Origin of the sequence: Mammaliicoccus sp. I-M35, from assembly GCF_022386455.1 — a bacterium.
Lineage (GTDB): Bacteria > Bacillota > Bacilli > Staphylococcales > Staphylococcaceae > Mammaliicoccus > Mammaliicoccus sciuri_A.
This window is the reverse complement of the sequence record NZ_JAJNIL010000001.1, coordinates 57,916-75,738: the sequence shown is the minus strand read 5'-3', so window position 1 is coordinate 75,738 and position 17,823 is coordinate 57,916. Positions and strand designations below refer to the sequence as shown.

Below are 17,823 nucleotides of genomic sequence, written 5' to 3'. Positions count from 1 at the left end.
GCGCATAAACATCCTAATCAAACAGGACGCATATGCGCGGTACCACCTTCATTAATAAGTATAAAACTTATTCACTCATTAAATATTTAATTATTTCTACATGGTCCCCATTTCTAAATTAAACTGTGTTAGTTTACATCAACCACTAACTTTCTGATTGCTACAGGATTTAATTTATACTTATGACCACTGATTTAGGTATACAAAAAGACACCACAGTATACGCTATCTGTAAGGACGCGTTACCGTGGTGCCACCTTAGTTAACATTGAATTTCATGTTCACTCTAAATTTCATTTAATTGATAATTTGAAAGCCCAATTCTCTCTTTGTGTGTAGTGCTAATTTACATCAACCATTAGCTTTCTATTTGCTACTATCAACACGAGATACTCATCTTTCAAATTCCGAATGATTTCTTCGGATTAATTAAATATCACTATACGAGAATAAATTTTAAATGTCAACCCTTAAATTCTGATTAGTTTTTAATTTCTGATAAACAATAAGCTCTTAATAACTTTTCACTTTCAAGAATAGAATCTTCATGTGTGCGTTCTAAAGCATGTGAAGATTCAATACCTGCACCGAATAATCCATGTCTAATATCAGCACCAGCATGTAGAGCAGCAGAAGCATCAGAACCATAATAAGGATATATATCTAATTTATATTGAATATCATTTTCTTTACATAAATTGACTAAATGATTTCTCAAACCTACATGATAAGGTCCTGAAGCATCTTTCACACAAATAGATACTGTGTATTCATCAGAAGCTTGTCCATCTCCTAATGCCCCCATATCAAAAGCGATAAATTCTACAACTTTATCTGAAATACTTGAATTTGCACCATATCCAATTTCCTCATTGTTCGAAATATAAAATTGTGTCGTATGTGGAAGTTCAACATTTTCTTCTTTAAGGTATTTCAAAAATTGTAAAATCATCGCAACACTTGCTTTATCATCAAGGTGACGAGATTTAACAAATCCTGATTCTGTATGTACAAATCTTGGATCAAAGCTCACAGCATCTCCAATTTCAATGCCTAATGCTCTTGTATCTTCTGGATTAAATGTTTTTTCGTCAAGTCTTACTTCCATATGTTCGGCATTTCGTGGAATTTCAGTATTATTTTTATAAACATGGACACTTGTTTCATGTAAACAAATGGTACCTGTTATTTCTTTTCCACTTTGTGTAGTGATGGTACAATACTCCCCTTCAATCGCATTCCAACTAAATCCACCTATTAAATCTAGTTGCAATCTACCATCTTCTTTAATATCTTTAACAATTGCACCTAATGTGTCTACGTGTGCTGTAATCAGTCGTTGTGCATCATCATTTTTTCCTGGTACGTTGATAAATAATCCACCTTTGTGTGTTACACTCGTATCATAATTTAATGACTCAGCAACTTTTCTACAATATTCAACTGCTGGATCAGCAAATCCAGACGGACTATTAATGTAAACAAGTTCTTTAATTGTATCGATCGTTTCTTTTACGTTAATTGTCATATTACCACTCCTTATACATTTATTATCATTCTATACTTTTAAAAAAATAAATCAATAACACTTGCTTTCACACACTAACTTACTTTAAACTATTAAAGTATTGGAGGGATTTTATGCAACGCGTATTTATTGTTGGACTAGGATTAATTGGCGGGAGTTTAATACAAAATATTAAATTTTATCATCCCAATTTACATATAACAGGTTACGATTATTTTGAAAAACATTCAGAAATCGCATTATCTATGAAAATTATAGATGAAATCGCAACGGACTTTGATTCTAGTGCTCGTCAAGCAGATTTAATTATATTAGCCACACCCGTACAACAATCTATCGAGTACGGTAAGCGCTTATTAGAAATTGATACTAAACCAGGATTAATCGTTACCGATACAGGTAGTACGAAATTAGGATTAAGTTCACTTGAATCACAATTGTTAGAACAGGATATTCATTTAATCGGCGGACATCCAATGGCAGGTAGTCATAAGTCAGGTGTCACAAATTCTAAAAAGCACTTATTTGAGAATGCTTATTATGTATTGATATATGATCAAGCGGAAAATGAAGCGGCTTATAGTGAAGTTAAACATTTGCTAGAACCTACTAAAGCAAAATTCATCAAAATGTCAGCAAAAGAACATGACTATGTAACAGGTGTCGTCAGTCATTTTCCACATGTCATCGCATCAAGTTTAATTCATATGAATGAAGAAAATACACAAATATCCGAATATGTCAGAACACTAGCAGCAGGCGGTTTCCGTGACATCACACGAATCGCGAGTAGTAATGCAGATATGTGGCGTGACATAACATTAGAAAATAAAGAACATCTTGTCACACTTATGGAAAATTGGATCGAACAAATGACACATACGAAAGAAATGATTGAAGAAGGAAATCCAGCATTAATTCATGATTTTTATCAATCAGCCAAAACATATAGAGACCAACTCCCTATTAAAGAACAAGGTGCCTTAACTTCAACATTCGATTTATATGTTGATATCCCAGATAAACCAGGTATGATCAGTGAAGTAACAAGAATACTCGGACAAAATCACATCTCTATTACAAACATCCGAATATTAGAAGTAAGAGAAGATATTATGGGTGCATTAAGATTAAGCTTCAAATCAAGCACAGACAGAGATCGCGCAATAGAAGCCTTACAATCATTTGATACGTATACATTGTAATATTGAATATTGAGAAATGGGAAAAAAGCCAAGAGAATTAAGGTCTCTTGGCTTTGTTTTGATTTGAGGAAATGATTGTGGGTGATCTCTTGGCTTAAGTTAGGCATTAAGCCATGACTTGGACGTTCTCTTGGCTTAAGTTAGGCATTAAGCCATGACTTGGGTGATCTCTTGGCTTAAGTTAGGCATTAAGCCATGACTTGGGCTATCTCTTGGCTTAAGTTAGGCATTAAGCCATGACTTGGACGATCTCTTGGCTTAAGTTAGGCATTAAGCCATGACTTAGGCTATCTCTTGGCTTATTTAGGACGTTAAGCCATGACTTGGACGATCTCTTGGCTTAATTAGGACGTTAAGCCATGACTTGGACGTTCTCTTGGCTTAATTAGGACGTTAAGCCATGACTTAGGCTATCTCTTGGCTTTACTCAGTCGTTAAGCTATGACTTGGATTCCTTCTATTGTACATCCCCCTATATTCAAACAAAAAACTGCCCATAATAGGCAGTTTTTTTATATTGATTCTGATACTTTTTTAGAGAAATACATTGTGTTGACTAAATATAAAATGATTAATAATGACACACTAAAGAATTGATTATTATCTGAAGAAACCGAGAATATTGATGCTAGTGCTATACATCCAATTATTAATTGTTGGTTCAGTGTATAAGTTTTTTGTAGTGCAATTAATGTAATATATTGTTCTCCACTATCCATCATATCAATCATTTTTTCATTTAATTTTTTATCTCCTGCTTTAGGATAGTTTCGCTCTGGGTATAATTTTCTCAATTTAGATAAATGCATATATGATATTGGTGCTGTTGCTATTAATGAAATCATCGCAATTAACAATGATAGCATACTTGGTTCTTTTGTTAAATTAATGACGATATTTAGTATTGTTAATGCTATTGTCATAATAATACCAAGCAATATGGGTGGATAAATTAATGTTTTTTCTAACTGTATTTCTATTTCATCCTCATTTTCTGGATTTGTTTCATATTTTCTATATTTTTCAGCTTTTTTATAAACGTTTAATAAAATGATAAATAAAATGATTAATGCGATTGCTAGAATAATGGCTGTAATATCAGTTTGCACGGTCGTAAGTTCAATTTCTAAAAAGTCACGTCCTTTTTTAAAAATACTTGTTAGTAATCCTCCTACTAGACCACCGATCAACATATATAATATTAAGTTACCTATTAACATAATTTTATTCTTTTTCATAATTCATCCTCCTCGAATATGAAAACATCTTCAACATTTTCTTTGAGTATTCTTGCTATTCTAACAGCAGTCAATACAGATGGCATAAAGTTATTCCGTTCTATCAAAGAAACTGTTTGTCTTGAAATACCTGCTCTTTTAGCCAATTCAGTTTGGTTAAATCCTTCCCGAGCTCTTAACTCTTTTACCCTATTTCTCATTTGACCACCACCTACATTTATCAATATACATGATTATAGTCAAAATGACAACTATACTTGTCATTTTGATATATATAATTGTCACAACTACTATGTATAAGAATGCATATCTTTGTTAATTTATTAAAATCATATTTACTTATTTGTAATTATATGTGAAGATTAAATAATTACATATTTCAGAATATTTTGAAGGGGGTATTTTTATGGATCATTTTGGCTTTTGGTCGATTATTCCTCCAATTATAGCCATCATTATGGTATTACTTACGAGAAGTGTTATTGTTTCATTATTTTTAGGATTATTTTCAGGCATACTCTTGTTAACGAGTTTTCATCCGATATCTTCTTTAAAAAAGTTACTTGGAGATTATTTGTATAGCACAGTTGCAGATGAATATAATGCTGGAATACTCATTTTGTTAGTGTTTATCGGTGGATTTGTTGCGTTGCTTGAAAATTCAGGTGGTGCAAAAGCATTTGCAAATCGGTTTATATCTGGTGCGAAAAGTCGTATCAAAATCCAACTTGCTGCTTGGTTTAGTGGTATTATAATATTCTTTTCAGAAATGGGCACACCTTTAATTGTTGGACCAATTTATGAAAGTTTATTTGATAAAGCGAAGATTTCTCGAGAAAAATTAGCTTGGATTATTGATTCAACTGCATCGCCAGTTTCTGTAATGGTACCGTTTATTGGTTGGGGCGTTTATATTATGGGGTTAATTGATACAGAATTTAAACGATTAAGTATAGATATGTCCTCATGGGATGCCTTTATGGTTTCATTACCCTACTTTATTTATCCAGTCCTTGCGGTATTAATCATTCCTCTTATTATTTTATTAAAATTAGATTTCGGACCTATGAAAGCAGCTGAGGATCGAATAATGAATACTGGACAAATTTATTGGGACAATGCGAAACCATTAAGAGAAAGTGTGGAAGTCGATAAAGATGTTGAAAATAAAAGTAAACCTATTTTAATTTGGTTACCTATCGTCATCTTAATTGTTTCATTGTTTACATTATTAGCACCAAAAGGCTTTCCATTCCAAAGTGTGGAAGGAAAAGATTTCAGAATAGCTTTAAGTTTATCTTATTTCTTTGCTGCTATTTCTATTATCTTATTAATGTTATTTTATAAAGTTAAAACTATTAGCCAGTCATTAAATATTTATACTTCCGGTATGAAAAACATGACAGATATTTTAGTTATTTTAGTATTAGCATGGTCATTAGGCGGTGTATTGGACAAATTAGGAACGGCTAACTACATCGTTCAAGTTATCGATGGCACGATACCACCTGCTATAGTACCTGCTTTAATATTCCTAGTTGGTGCATGTATGTCTTTCGCAAACGGAACATCTTGGGGAACATTTGCAATTATGTTACCACTCGCAATTCCATTAGGGTATCATTTAGACATTTCGTTAGCAGTTTGTATTGGAGCTGTTATTTCTGGAGGTATTTTCGGCGATCATAGTTCTCCAATATCAGATACAACCATATTATCATCAACAGGTGCTGGTGCTGACCATAAAGATCACAATAAGACCCAAGTACCGATTGCTATATTTAATGGCGTTGTAACAACGATTGCCTTACTTGTTACAAGTATGATTGATTTTAAATTCACACTTATTTTAGCTATCTTATTCATGATTTGTGGCGTCTTCATTATTAATCAAGTTCAGAAATATCGGTATAATCATTAAAAAAGAGGTGGGATTTTTCCCACCTCTTTTCATTATTTCCATTTAAGCGCTCTAAAAATTTGTTCAGTTTGTTGTTCAATGAGTTTATCACCATTATTCATAGCATCTTCTAAAGTCATAGGACCATTTGCAATACTAAATGCCGCAGTTAAACCTTGTTCGTGAAGTGCTGATAATGGCATCTCAACCGTACCACCAATAGCGATAACAGGTATTTGATAAGACTTTGCAATTTGTGCAATTCCTGATATGACTTTACCACCAGAAGTTTGACCGTCAATTTTACCTTCACCAGTAATAATCAAGTCTATTTCATTCTCATTAATAATATCTTTAAAATTCACAAAATCTACTACAAGTTCGATACCTCTTTTTAATTCTGCATTTAAGAACGCTAACATGCCACCTGCTGTTCCACCTGCAGCGCCAGCACCTTCTATATTGCTTATTACTTTGCCTTTAATTGTCTTAATAACATCTGCAAAATGAATAAATGATTGATCTAGCCTTTCAACGATTTCTGGAGTTGCACCTTTTTGAGGACCAAATATATAACTCGCCCCTTGTTTACCAACGAATGGATTCGTCACATCGCAAGCAATTTCAAATTTCACATCATGTATTTGTGGCATCACATTTGATTCATCTATCGTAACAATGTTATGAATATGTTCTGCACCTAATGGTATATCTACACCATTTTCATCTAAAAATTGATAACCTAATGCTTGTAACAAACCAATTCCCGCATCATTTGTAGCACTTCCACCTAAGCATACAATAAAATGTTTAATACCTTTTTCAATGGCATCTTTAATAAGTAAGCCTGTTCCATAAGTGGTCGTATGTAATGGATTAAGTTCTTCTTGTTTTAGTAAATCAATCCCTGAACTTGTTGCTAGTTCGATAATAGCTGTCTTTCCATCGCCAGTTATACCATAACTTGATAGTAAAGGTCTTGATAACGGATCTATACTATTAACTTCTACTACTGTTCCTTTAGTTGCTTGCACTAAATTAATCATCGTACCTTCTCCACCATCTGCCATTGGAAGAAGAAACGTTTTAGTTTCAGGATCTACTGTTAAAATGCCACGTTCTATCGCTTGCGCAGCACTGAGTGCATCTATACTACCTTTAAAGGAATCTGGTGCAATTAATACTTTCATGAATAACGCCACCTTCTTAAGATTTCGTTCTAATTATATGTTACAGAAAAATTATAAAATTAACAGATTTAATTAATAAAATGGGAAGAATATTGGTAATAGAATCATTGAAACAATGATAGATAAAATAATTAGTGGGATACCCGCTATAGCATAGTCTTTAAACTTAAATCCACCAAGACCATAAACCATTGTATTGGCAGGCATACCAATTGGTGTTGCAAATGCTAGTGAACCACCGATTACAGTCGCCATTAATACAGCGCTAGGATCAGCTCCCATACCATTTGCTATAGAAATACTAATCGGAACTAATAATGCAGTTGTTGCTGTGTTAGACATAAAATTCGTCATCGTAGCAGATAATACGAGTATAACAAATAATAATACATACGGTGATGGGTCTTTACCTAATGTACTCATTAATGAACTGGCTATCACCTTTCCTGCACCAGATACTTGAATAGCATTTGCTAAAGCAAGTGAACCTACAAATAATAGTATCGTATTCATATCAATTGATCTCATTGCCTTTTTCTCAGGAATAACTCTTGTCGCTATTAATACTAAAGCACCGATCCATGCAGAAACATGTAACGCAATACCTATTTGCTGTTCAAAAATCATTGCAATAACGGTTAAAATCAATACGCCTAAAGACATAACTTGTTTCCATTTTGGAACCTTTGAATAATCAACTTCTTGTGCATATATTGAATCTTCTTCAAGATCGACTTCTTCTCTTTTAGGTAATAATTTATGTCCAATTAAAGTGAAATATAATATACCGATAATCAGAATTGGTAATCCTACTTTTGCATATTCAAAAAATCCAAATCCATCACCTATTTGTTTAAGCGCTGATTGTGCAATCATGTTACCAGGTGCACCAATTAAACTTAAGTTACCACCCATTGCAGCTGCAAAAACTAATGGTAATAGTAAAGTAGATCTTGAAAAACCGGATTTTGCTGCAATACCAATTACAACTGGTATTAAAACTGCTGCAGTACCTGTATTAGAAAGTACCCCTGACATTAAACCAGTTATTAACATTACAGAAATAATTAATTGTCTTTCAGTTTTAGCAAATTTTGTGACGATTCCCCCTATTTTTTGAGCCATTCCCGTCTCGAAAAACGCGCCACCAACAATAAACATAGCCATAAATAATAGTACGTTACTATCAACGAATCCTGCAAAAGCTTCTTCAGGTTTAAGTACGCCTGTAATGACTAATCCAATTGCGACGATCATCGCAGTTACAGCTAACGGTATCTTTTCCCAAGCGAACATAACTATTGCAAATACTAAAAATATTAAAGTAATTATTGAACTATCCATACTAAACACCCCTTATTCCAAAATTTGATAGCGTTTTCATTTCAATCATCGTACATTAACGTATACATTAAGTCAATAATTTAGTGAAATATTTTTCTTTTTAAGTTATATGTTGACATTAACGTATACATTATTTAATAATGGATGTATCACAAAGAAACAGGAGGTTATTTAACATGTCACAACAAAAAACATTTAAAATTGCTGTCATTCCAGGTGATGGTATTGGTAAAGAAGTTATTAACGAAGGGGTTCGTGTATTAGATCATTTAGCAGAGCAATCCAATAATCAATTTTCATTTGATTTTGATTACTTCCCTTGGGGATGTGAGTATTATTTAGAAAATGGTCGCATGATGGCGGAAGATGGGCTAGAAACATTAAAAGACTATGATGCTATATACTTTGGTGCTGTTGGGTTCCCAAATGTTCCCGACCACATTAGCTTATGGGGATTGAGAATTGCTATATGCCAAGGATTTGACCAGTGGGCTAATATTCGTCCAGTTGAATTTTTACCAGGTGTTGAAAGTAAATTAAATCATCCTGATGTTGAATCTTTAAATTGGGTACTCATCCGTGAAAATTCTGAAGGTGAATATTCAGGTGTTGGTGGTCGAAACTTCACTGGTAGAGGTGAAGGAAATGAAGTAGCCGTTCAATCATCTTTATTTACAGAAAAAGGCTGTGAACGTGTTATTAGATATGCTTTTGAAACTGCAAGAAAGCGTAAACGAAAAAAAGTAACAAGTGTTACTAAAAGTAATGCGCAACAATATGGGATGGTATTATGGGATGATGTATTTAAACGCGTGAGCAAAGAATATCCTGATGTTGAAACTGATCAATGGTTAGTTGATGCTATGGCGGCACACTTTGTGTTACATCCAGAAGATTTAGAAGTCGTAGTTGCATCTAACTTATTAGCAGATATTTTATCTGACTTAGGTAGTGCATTAGCAGGTAGTTTAGGTATTGCAGCAAGTGCAAACTTAAATCCAGATCGTCGTTATCCAAGTATGTTTGAATCAGTTCATGGTTCTGCACCAGATATTGCTGGTAAAGGTATCGCAAACCCTATTGGAGCTATTGGTAGTGCAGCATTAATGTTAGATCATTTAGGATTAAAAGAAGAAGCAAATCAAGTCAATGAAGCTATTAAGAAAGCGACTGGTTCTGGCGCACTTACAATAGACATTGGTGGTAATACAACAACTAAAGAAATGGCAGATTCAATTATTGAGAACTTACATTCAAATGTGAAGCAATAATTTTATTCGTAATCATTTTATATAACCGCACGTCTTTCTGTTATAATGAGAGAAACTCATTTTAAGAAAGACGTGTATTTTTTATTATTTGAATGAGGAGGATACGACATGTCAGAAGAGCATCAAATTGAGTATGATTCTTTAAAAGGAAAACTTCTAGACATCGCTAAACAGTTAGATGAACAGCGATTACCTATTCGTGCTTATCATATATTACGTATTGCGATTAAAAATTTAATACTTGAGCCAGGTCAAACAATTTTAGAAAGAGAAATTGCTGAAGCTTTAGAAATGAGTCGTACACCTGTTAGAGAGGCGTTAGTGAGACTACAAACTGAAGGATTACTGACTTTAATTCCGAGGCGTGGCTTTCATATCAATCCGATAAAAAAGCATGATTTGAAGGAAATCTATGAAATTACTGAAACATTAGATGGTTTGGCAGTAGAATTAGCGACAACTAAAGTGACAGAAGAAAATATAGCACATTTAAAGCATTTAATAGAATTACAACAAGAACAACTTGAACAAAATAATTTATACGAATGGTCGATATTAGATGATCAATTCCATGCAGATTTAATTAGTTTTGCAAATAATACACGCTTAAGTAGCGTTATTAATATTCATGCAGACCAATTATTTAGAGCTAGATTATTCACAATCAATGATCGTCCTGTTCCATATCAATCTATCGTTGAACATAAAGCGATTATTGCATGTATAGAAGCTAAAGATAATCATGCAGCACGATTAGCTATGCAATCTCACAGAAAAAGATCGTGGGGAGAAATTGTTAATTCATTAAATGACTAGATTAAAAAACCATAAACTTTAATTAAAAAAAATGTTTATGGTTTTTCTTTATACTTTATTTTATTGATGAGTATACGTTAAATCCCAACCTATACCAAATTTATCTATTACTTTTGCATATGTTTGACCCCAGAAAGTTTGTCCAAGTTCCATTTGAACTTGTCCACCTTCTTTAAAGATATTATAAACTTCATTAATTTGTTCTTCTGTTTCAAATTCTAAAACAATATATATATTGTGATTCTTATGAAGTGAATCATCGTCATTTGGGATATCAGAAAACATAAATAAATGACCATTAACTTCTAATTGTGCATGTATAATTCTATTAGGATCTTCGGAGGCATCTACACCTGCGTCACCATAAGTTTGTGATTCTCTTACGCTTCCATCTAAGGCTTCACTATAAAACGCTAACGCTTCTTCGCAAGTTCCGTTAAAGTAAAGATAAGGTGTAACTTGTTTAATCACCATGCACCACTCCCCATATTTGATTGTTAATCAAAATAAGTATATAAATGTGCAAAGAGTTTGTCAAATGTTAATAAAATTTACATTTTTAACACATAGTGATTATTTTTTGTATTTCATCTATAATTGGCTAGATTATGAATACTTTCTTCTTGTCTACTATATGTGTTATTGACACTCATTTCATTTGTAAGCAATGCTAATGCTTCATCACGTTCTCGCTCAAATGTATCTATAAATAAATTCAGTTCACGAGCTCGTTCTGGCACGAGTTGTGTAAGTGAAATATTTAATGCTGAATACTTCTCATGTTTATCACTTAACTGTTCTGTAAAACTCCAGATTACTCTAAATATATCCATCGTAATATTCGTGCCATCTTTTAAAGTATAAGTTTTAGAGATTGTATTGACATTACTTTTCAGTGAAAAAGCAATTGTCTTAACTAATAAATTTCTAGATCTTAGTTGCTTTGTTAAACGTTCCACTTGTTGAAGAATGATTTCTTTCATCTCATAATATTGGTATTGTTTCTCAAGCGCGACTTCACATTTAATGTTCGGATTATAAATACTATGCGCTTCTCGTACAGTATTAGTATCTATTCCATTGCTGATTAAATTCAATTCCTTACCCATCGTTCCATATAATTGTGTTAATTTATTAACTGGATAGCGTGCTAAATCTCCAACAGTATATAAACCAAGCTCATTTAATTCCTTTTCTAACCGATCATTTATCCCCCACACTTTATGCAATGGATGTATCGGCCACACTTTATCTCTTATATCGCTATAATTTAATACTCCAATTGATTGATCATGTTGGTAAGACTCGTTATCTAAAGCCAACTTGCTCAGCAACATATTCGGTCCAATACCTATATGACAATTCAATTGTGTTTCTTGTTCTATTTCAGTTCGGATTCTTGCAGCAAATTCACTTGGATTATCACAATATTGTTTATAATAATCTGTCACATCAATAAAAATTTCGTCTACACGATGTTGTTGGATATCAACTTCATGTACATAATTAAGCAATACTTTATAAATAGCATTTGCATAGTTTATATATTGTTTCATATTTGGATTAATGATAAAGATATCATTTCTGTGTGGTATTTCAAATAGACGTGAACCGGTCTTGATTCCTAATTCTTGTAATGGCTCAGTAGCTGAAATAACGATGGCGCCTTGCCTTTTCGTATCAGAAATAACAGCTAATTTATTTTCATTTGGGTTAATACCTTTAGAAACACATGACACATTTGCAAAAAAATTATGATGACTTAAACATAAAATATATCTCTCTTGGAAATCACTGTAATTGTACATCACATCACCTCCCAGAACATTTGTTTGTATTATCATTATATACGAACACTTGTTCTATTTCAAGGAATTTATTTTGTCTTAATAAAAAAGTCCTACAAAGATTAACCTCTGATAGGTCAACTTTGTAAGACTTCATTATAAGTTATCGTACTATACTTAATTTTTCTTCGTCGTCAGCGCCAATTGACTGATCGATATGAACATGTGTCTTTAAAAATATTTCTTCTGGCTCGCCTTTGAATTCAATTTGTTCTAATTTAAATTCAAATTCGTATTCTTGATGGTCTTTTTTCTTAATCAAGAAGGATTGATTAACTTTATGCTTATGCAGTTCATAATCAAATTCCGAAAAATCACTATCCTCATTTTGATTATTGACGCGTTCAATAAGTGACAATTCAATATATTTAACTTCTAAATCACATGAACCGCCTTTAAATATTACTTTACCTTTTATAGGCTCTTCTTCATTAAAAGTCATTTTTTCTAAACGCGTATCGATTGTTAGATTACCGACACCTATAGAGGTAAGTAACTTTTCAAACATAATACAAATCCCCCTTAATCTTCATTAAAGATAGTTTAACTCGATTAAACTAAAATTTAAAGTGATTAAAGAGGATTTTTTAATTATTGTTGATTATTTTTTTAACAATCGTCAATTTTCAACATAAACTTACTTATATAAACCTAAAGCTTTCGAAGTTGATGTATTAATTTCATTAAATAAATCTGGATTATCAGATAAATTTGTTCTAAATGAAGGAATCATTTGTTTAATTTTATCTTCCCAGTTTACAAATTCATTAGGGAAACATTTTTCAAGTAACTGCAACATAACATGTACAGCAGTAGAAGCACCTGGAGAGGCACCTAATAATGCAGAAATAGAGCCATCTTCACTTGTTACAAGTTCAGTACCAAATTGTAATGTACCCTTTCCGCCTTCTTTTGTATCTTTAATGACTTGTACACGTTGACCAGCGATCACGATATCCCAATCTTCTAACTTAGCAGTCGGTATAAATTCTTTTAGTTCTTCTAGACGCTTTTCATCTGACAATAAGACTTGTTCTACTAAATATTTCGTTAATCCCATTTCTTTTAAACCAGCTGATAACATCGTAAAGATATTATTCGGTTTCACTGAACCAAATAAATCTAAGTTTGAACCAGTTTTTAAGAATTTAGGTGAGAAACCAGCAAATGGTCCAAATAATAATGAACGCTTACCTTCAATGTATCTAGTATCTAAATGTGGTACTGACATTGGTGGCGCGCCAACTTTTGCTTTACCGTATACTTTAGCATCGTGTTTAGCAATAATTTCTTCATTATTACATACCATAAATAAACCACTAACTGGAAAACCTCCAATATTAGAAGCTTCTTTTATGCCTGTTTTTTGTAAAAGTGGTAAGCTACCGCCACCAGCACCGATAAACACAAATTGAGTATTGTGATATTCAACCTTTTTAGTTTCGGCATTATAGATTTTTAATTGCCATGAATTATCTTCATTTCTTCGAATATTCTGAACAGAATGATTATAATTTAACTCTACGCCTTGGTCTTTTAAGTCACTTAATAGTGAGCGTGTTAAATTCCCAAAGTTTACATCTGTACCAGATTCAATTTTAGTTGCGGCAATTCTTTCATCTTGAGAACGCCCTTCCATCATAAGTGGCATCCAATGCTTTAACGTTTCAAAATTATCTGTAAACGTCATACCATTGAATAATGGATTTTTTGATAATGCATCACATCTATTTTTCAAAAATTGTACATTTTTGTCTCCATACACAAAACTCATATGTGGTACAGGACGAATAAATGATTGTGGATCTGTTAAACTACCTTTGTTTACTAAATATGTCCAAAATTGCTTTGATAATTGAAATTGTTCATTTATTTGAATTGCTTTATCAATATTAACTGAACCATCCGCCTCTTCTTTAGTATAATTCAATTCACATAATGCTGAATGACCAGTTCCCGCGTTATTCCATTCGTTAGAACTTTCTTCAGCAGGTTTTGATAATTTTTCAAATAATTTAATTTCTAAGTTTGGTGATAATTCTTTAAGCATTGTACCTAAAGTAGCACTCATAATGCCTCCACCAATTAATATTACATCTGTTTTCTTATGTAAAGCATTCATAATTAACTACAGAGCCCCTTTCAATATTAACCATTTCGACTAAATATATGTCCATAAAAAATATACAAATGAATAATTTGTATGAATTAATCTATGTATTACTACTATTATAAACCTTATACTTTCATTTAAAAAGTGACAACAAGTGCACAATGTGTAATAAGTTAATTTTATTATTAAGTTACATTAAAATAGTCGAGAATTAGTATAACTTAATTAATATATCTATATAAATAGTATAACACATTCCCTAAATGAAGGTTTAAAAAAATTCTATTAACATTTATAGTTTACATAATATTATTATGATATTTACATAAAAATACTTATATTATAAAAAATTTGGGTATTATAGTGGTATAATCAAAACAAAAATATTTTAAAGGAGTTTTTTATGAAAGCTTTCATTAATTTACTTAAAAAAGGAAGCAAGTCTTCACTTTCTGCTGCAATTGTTAACTTTATTTTAGGTTGTTTAAAGTTATTTGCTTTTATCTTTACAGGAAACATTGCGATGTTTGCTGAAATGATGCACTCTTTCGGTGATGCAGCAAACCAACTTTTCGTATTTTTAGGATCAGCATTTTCTAAAAGAAGTCCGAATGAGAAGTTTCCTCTTGGATATGGAAGATTAATTAACCTCGTCTGTTTAATAGCTGTCATTATTGTAGGTATTTTATCTTATGAGACTGTTAAAGAAGGTTTTCACCATATTGTTCATCCAAATGAAACTGGTGGACCAATATTATTCTTCTGGATTAATATCGCTGTTCTAGCTATCGGTATTATTTTAGAAGGTAGTGTTTTAAGAAAAGCTGGTAAAGAAATCTTGGAAGAAGCTGGTGAAAGCAGTAAAGGATTATTGACACCATTTACTAAAAGTTATTTACTGATTGGTAAAGCAAAACCTGCAACAAAATTAGTATTCATGGAAGATACTGTTGCAACTGGTGGTGGTATTATTGCCGTTCTTTCAATCATTATCGCAAGATTAACAGGATTGGGTATGTTAGAAGGTATTGCTTCAGTCATTATTGGTGTGATGATGTTTATCGTTGTGGGTATTATCTTCATTGAAAATGCACAAGGCGTTCTTGGTATTGCAGATCATGAATCTGAAATACATGCTTCACGTGTCATATTAGATGATAAAGCAATTAGTGATATTAAAAGACTCGCTGTTATTAAAGAAGGAGAAGCACTTCATATAGAATGTTTATTAGAAGTTAATCACAATTATACACTTAAAGAGTTGTCAGATATCAGAAAACGGATTATATTAAAATTGTTAGACTTATCTCATGTTGAAGATGTGAACATTGAATTCATAGAAGATGACGGTCAAACAGACTGGAATGGAGATAGTGGTCCTTCAGCAAATATTCAATATAATAAGGAGCGTTTATAATGCCAATCGTAAACATTAAATTAATTGAAGGTAGATCTGATGAACAATTGAAAGGTCTTGTAAAAGATGTTACAGAAGCTGTTCATCAAAATGCAAAAGCACCAAAAGAAAATATTCATGTCATTATTGAAGAAATGAAACCTGAACACTACGGTGTTGCTGGTACTCGTAAATCTGATTCATAAGAACTATATCAATATAAAAAGCAATAAATGGTCAAAGTGACCATTTATTGCTTTTTTAGTTTCCTTAATGATTAATCGTTAAGAAATTTCTTAATTGCTTCTTTATTTTTTTCTTTGTCGATTTTTAATACTGCCCCATTTTCAATATCATTCTCATTTGTATAAGAACCTTTAACAGGGACTGTTAACGTCTTAATATCTTTATCGCCTCTAGCTAAGAAGCTAGCTCCCGTTTTGTAAATTGTTTGGTCATCTAAATTGGTATTAACATAACCTCTAGCAATACCAGCTAATTTCGGTGCTTTAACAACTGAATCTACACTCATCAATTCTGATTTTAGTGCAGTCATAACTTGTTGTTGTCTTCTAACACGACCAAAGTCACCTTCTTCATCGTGTCTAAAGCGCGCATAACCTAATAATTCTTTCCCGTTTAAATTATGTTGCCCTTGTTTTAAAGAAACACCAATTTTTGCAGACATATCTTTTTCAACATCGATTGGAACGCCTTTAGGTGCAATTTCATCGACCATTTCTTCAAATCCATCAAAATCGATAATTGCATAGTATTCCGGATCAATATCAAGGTTCTTCTTCAATGTCTTACGTAATAATTCAGGTCCGCCTAATGAATATGCAGTATTAATCTTATAATTACGATAGCCACCTGGGATTTCTGAATAAATATCTCTCATGACAGATACAATTTTGAGATCTTTTTTCAAGTAATCGTATTGAACAATCATAATTGAGTCTGTTCTAGGTTGTGAATTATCTACTTTGCGGTCCTCACCTAATACGAGCACATTTACTTTACCATCATTCCGCGTTGTACTATTGAATTTATGTAATTGTTGCTTTTTACCGTTATCTGATGAAACTTTCAAACCAGATTTATAAGAAGCATTAATGTAAAATCCAAGTCCAATTAAAAGTAAGATGATACCTAAGAAAATAAAAGGTCTTTTTTTAATTCTACGCTTTTTTCTTCTTGTAGGTATATTCGTTTGACGATTATCTTCAGTTTCTGATTGATTATGCGAAGTCATTGTTACCAACCTTTTATCTTCAAAATTGAGTCTAATTATATTATAATGAGACTCATACATTAAGTTAACCAATTTATATACTAAAAATCAAGAAAAATTGCAAAGCTAACTTAAAAATAAGACTTGAGACTGAATAAAGGATGGTAAAAATATCATGAATATGAATAAAGCGTATTTTGCAGGAGGATGCTTTTGGTGTATGGTTAAGCCATTTGACCAATATGAAGGAATAGATAAAGTGACTTCAGGTTATATGGGTGGAACAACTGAAAATCCAACATACGAAGAAGTAAAAAAGGGTGATACCGGACATTATGAAGTTGTCGAAATCCAATATGATGTAGCTTTATTCTCATATAATAGACTGCTAGAAATATATTTTGCAATTATTGACCCTACTGATGCTCATGGACAATTCCAAGACAGAGGTACGCAATACGAAACAGCTATTTTCTATACAAATGATGATCAGAAGAAACTTGCTGAACAATATATCGAACAACTCAATAAAGAATTACCAGAGGGAAAATCAGTCGTTACAAAACTATTACCATATAAGCCTTTTTATAAAGCTGAAGATTATCATCAAGATTTCTATAAGAAGAATCCTGAAAGATATCAAGAAGAACAAACAATTAGACAAAGTTTAAAATAAACAAGTATAGCATAACAGTATCGTATACAATTATGCTATACTGTTATTTTTATATAACATCTATC

At 32.2% G+C, this 17,823-nt stretch carries 17 protein-coding genes; 7 read left to right on the top strand and 10 right to left on the bottom strand.

What is annotated here, in order from left to right; all coding sequences use genetic code 11:
- Positions 1-481: 481 nt before the first annotated feature.
- Complete coding sequence (locus tag LQ679_RS00365) at positions 482-1,528, bottom strand: M42 family metallopeptidase (RefSeq protein WP_025906082.1); 1,047 nt, start codon at positions 1,526-1,528, stop codon at positions 482-484.
- A gap of 113 nt (positions 1,529-1,641) precedes the next feature.
- Here LQ679_RS00365 and LQ679_RS00360 point away from each other — a divergent pair, with 113 nt between their 5' ends.
- On the top strand, positions 1,642-2,733 hold the full coding sequence (locus tag LQ679_RS00360; protein WP_049318928.1) for a prephenate dehydrogenase: 1,092 nt from the start codon (positions 1,642-1,644) through the stop codon (positions 2,731-2,733).
- A gap of 512 nt (positions 2,734-3,245) precedes the next feature.
- On the opposite strand, the gene LQ679_RS00355 is transcribed toward LQ679_RS00360, so the two are convergent.
- A complete protein-coding gene (locus LQ679_RS00355) occupies positions 3,246-3,971 on the bottom strand; it encodes a DUF3169 family protein (protein WP_239761915.1) in 726 nt (241 codons plus the stop codon).
- On the bottom strand, positions 3,968-4,171 hold the full coding sequence (locus tag LQ679_RS00350; RefSeq protein WP_025905978.1) for a helix-turn-helix transcriptional regulator: 204 nt from the start codon (positions 4,169-4,171) through the stop codon (positions 3,968-3,970). Before LQ679_RS00350 ends, LQ679_RS00355 begins: the two co-directional genes overlap by 4 nt.
- Positions 4,172-4,377: 206 nt before the next feature.
- Here LQ679_RS00350 and LQ679_RS00345 point away from each other — a divergent pair, with 206 nt between their 5' ends.
- Positions 4,378-5,892, top strand: coding sequence for a Na+/H+ antiporter NhaC family protein (locus LQ679_RS00345; RefSeq protein ID WP_239761914.1), 1,515 nt, complete (start codon positions 4,378-4,380; stop codon positions 5,890-5,892).
- Positions 5,893-5,924: 32 nt separating this feature from the next.
- Here the strand turns inward: LQ679_RS00345 and LQ679_RS00340 are convergent, their stop codons facing one another.
- Positions 5,925-7,061 carry a glycerate kinase gene (locus LQ679_RS00340; RefSeq protein WP_037587974.1) on the bottom strand — a complete coding sequence of 379 codons (1,137 nt, stop codon included), beginning with the start codon at positions 7,059-7,061 and terminating at the stop codon, positions 5,925-5,927.
- A gap of 72 nt (positions 7,062-7,133) precedes the next feature.
- Complete coding sequence (locus LQ679_RS00335) at positions 7,134-8,405, bottom strand: SLC13 family permease (RefSeq protein ID WP_037587973.1); 1,272 nt, start codon at positions 8,403-8,405, stop codon at positions 7,134-7,136.
- Positions 8,406-8,581: 176 nt separating this feature from the next.
- On the opposite strand from LQ679_RS00335, the gene LQ679_RS00330 reads away from it, so the two are divergent.
- Positions 8,582-9,676, top strand: a complete 1,095-nt coding sequence (locus tag LQ679_RS00330; protein ID WP_037587972.1) for a tartrate dehydrogenase — start codon at positions 8,582-8,584, stop codon at positions 9,674-9,676.
- Positions 9,677-9,784: 108 nt separating this feature from the next.
- Entirely contained in the window at positions 9,785-10,492 is a 708-nt protein-coding gene (locus tag LQ679_RS00325; protein ID WP_239761913.1) for a GntR family transcriptional regulator, read from the top strand.
- Between the two features lie 60 nt (positions 10,493-10,552).
- On the opposite strand, the gene LQ679_RS00320 is transcribed toward LQ679_RS00325, so the two are convergent.
- The 4 genes from LQ679_RS00320 to mqo form a co-directional block, all read right to left on the bottom strand.
- Entirely contained in the window at positions 10,553-10,966 is a 414-nt protein-coding gene (locus LQ679_RS00320) for a VOC family protein (protein ID WP_185805844.1), read from the bottom strand.
- A 113-nt stretch (positions 10,967-11,079) separates the two neighbouring features.
- Positions 11,080-12,300 carry a Y-family DNA polymerase gene (locus LQ679_RS00315; protein WP_126477888.1) on the bottom strand — a complete coding sequence of 407 codons (1,221 nt, stop codon included), beginning with the start codon at positions 12,298-12,300 and terminating at the stop codon, positions 11,080-11,082.
- A 142-nt stretch (positions 12,301-12,442) separates the two neighbouring features.
- On the bottom strand, positions 12,443-12,847 hold the full coding sequence (locus LQ679_RS00310; protein WP_025905962.1) for a sporulation protein: 405 nt from the start codon (positions 12,845-12,847) through the stop codon (positions 12,443-12,445).
- Positions 12,848-12,976: 129 nt separating this feature from the next.
- Positions 12,977-14,461, bottom strand: a complete 1,485-nt coding sequence (gene mqo, locus LQ679_RS00305; RefSeq protein ID WP_037587966.1) for a malate dehydrogenase (quinone) — start codon at positions 14,459-14,461, stop codon at positions 12,977-12,979.
- A gap of 394 nt (positions 14,462-14,855) precedes the next feature.
- On the opposite strand from mqo, the gene LQ679_RS00300 reads away from it, so the two are divergent.
- Both LQ679_RS00300 and LQ679_RS00295 read left to right on the top strand, forming a co-directional pair.
- Entirely contained in the window at positions 14,856-15,869 is a 1,014-nt protein-coding gene (locus LQ679_RS00300; protein ID WP_196307476.1) for a cation diffusion facilitator family transporter, read from the top strand.
- Entirely contained in the window at positions 15,869-16,054 is a 186-nt protein-coding gene (locus LQ679_RS00295) for a 2-hydroxymuconate tautomerase (protein ID WP_037560206.1), read from the top strand. The genes LQ679_RS00300 and LQ679_RS00295 overlap by 1 nt, the downstream gene beginning before the upstream one ends.
- 71 nt (positions 16,055-16,125) lie before the next feature.
- Here the strand turns inward: LQ679_RS00295 and LQ679_RS00290 are convergent, their stop codons facing one another.
- Positions 16,126-17,103, bottom strand: coding sequence for an LCP family protein (locus tag LQ679_RS00290; protein WP_037587964.1), 978 nt, complete (start codon positions 17,101-17,103; stop codon positions 16,126-16,128).
- A gap of 154 nt (positions 17,104-17,257) precedes the next feature.
- On the opposite strand from LQ679_RS00290, the gene msrA reads away from it, so the two are divergent.
- Positions 17,258-17,758 carry a peptide-methionine (S)-S-oxide reductase MsrA gene (msrA, locus tag LQ679_RS00285; protein ID WP_037587960.1) on the top strand — a complete coding sequence of 167 codons (501 nt, stop codon included), beginning with the start codon at positions 17,258-17,260 and terminating at the stop codon, positions 17,756-17,758.
- Positions 17,759-17,823 lie beyond the last annotated feature (65 nt).

Coding starts and splice junctions, on each gene's coding strand:
- LQ679_RS00320 (WP_185805844.1), bottom strand. CDS start 10,966: ATGGTGATTAAACAAGTTACACCTTATCTTTACTTTAACGGAACTTGC.
- LQ679_RS00295 (WP_037560206.1), top strand. CDS start 15,869: ATGCCAATCGTAAACATTAAATTAATTGAAGGTAGATCTGATGAACAA.
- LQ679_RS00365 (WP_025906082.1), bottom strand. CDS start 1,528: ATGACAATTAACGTAAAAGAAACGATCGATACAATTAAAGAACTTGTT.
- LQ679_RS00350 (WP_025905978.1), bottom strand. CDS start 4,171: ATGAGAAATAGGGTAAAAGAGTTAAGAGCTCGGGAAGGATTTAACCAA.
- LQ679_RS00315 (WP_126477888.1), bottom strand. CDS start 12,300: ATGTACAATTACAGTGATTTCCAAGAGAGATATATTTTATGTTTAAGT.
- msrA (WP_037587960.1), top strand. CDS start 17,258: ATGAATATGAATAAAGCGTATTTTGCAGGAGGATGCTTTTGGTGTATG.
- LQ679_RS00330 (WP_037587972.1), top strand. CDS start 8,582: ATGTCACAACAAAAAACATTTAAAATTGCTGTCATTCCAGGTGATGGT.
- LQ679_RS00340 (WP_037587974.1), bottom strand. CDS start 7,061: ATGAAAGTATTAATTGCACCAGATTCCTTTAAAGGTAGTATAGATGCA.
- mqo (WP_037587966.1), bottom strand. CDS start 14,461: ATGAATGCTTTACATAAGAAAACAGATGTAATATTAATTGGTGGAGGC.
- LQ679_RS00335 (WP_037587973.1), bottom strand. CDS start 8,405: ATGGATAGTTCAATAATTACTTTAATATTTTTAGTATTTGCAATAGTT.
- LQ679_RS00355 (WP_239761915.1), bottom strand. CDS start 3,971: ATGAAAAAGAATAAAATTATGTTAATAGGTAACTTAATATTATATATG.
- LQ679_RS00290 (WP_037587964.1), bottom strand. CDS start 17,103: ATGACTTCGCATAATCAATCAGAAACTGAAGATAATCGTCAAACGAAT.
- LQ679_RS00345 (WP_239761914.1), top strand. CDS start 4,378: ATGGATCATTTTGGCTTTTGGTCGATTATTCCTCCAATTATAGCCATC.
- LQ679_RS00300 (WP_196307476.1), top strand. CDS start 14,856: ATGAAAGCTTTCATTAATTTACTTAAAAAAGGAAGCAAGTCTTCACTT.
- LQ679_RS00360 (WP_049318928.1), top strand. CDS start 1,642: ATGCAACGCGTATTTATTGTTGGACTAGGATTAATTGGCGGGAGTTTA.
- LQ679_RS00310 (WP_025905962.1), bottom strand. CDS start 12,847: ATGTTTGAAAAGTTACTTACCTCTATAGGTGTCGGTAATCTAACAATC.
- LQ679_RS00325 (WP_239761913.1), top strand. CDS start 9,785: ATGTCAGAAGAGCATCAAATTGAGTATGATTCTTTAAAAGGAAAACTT.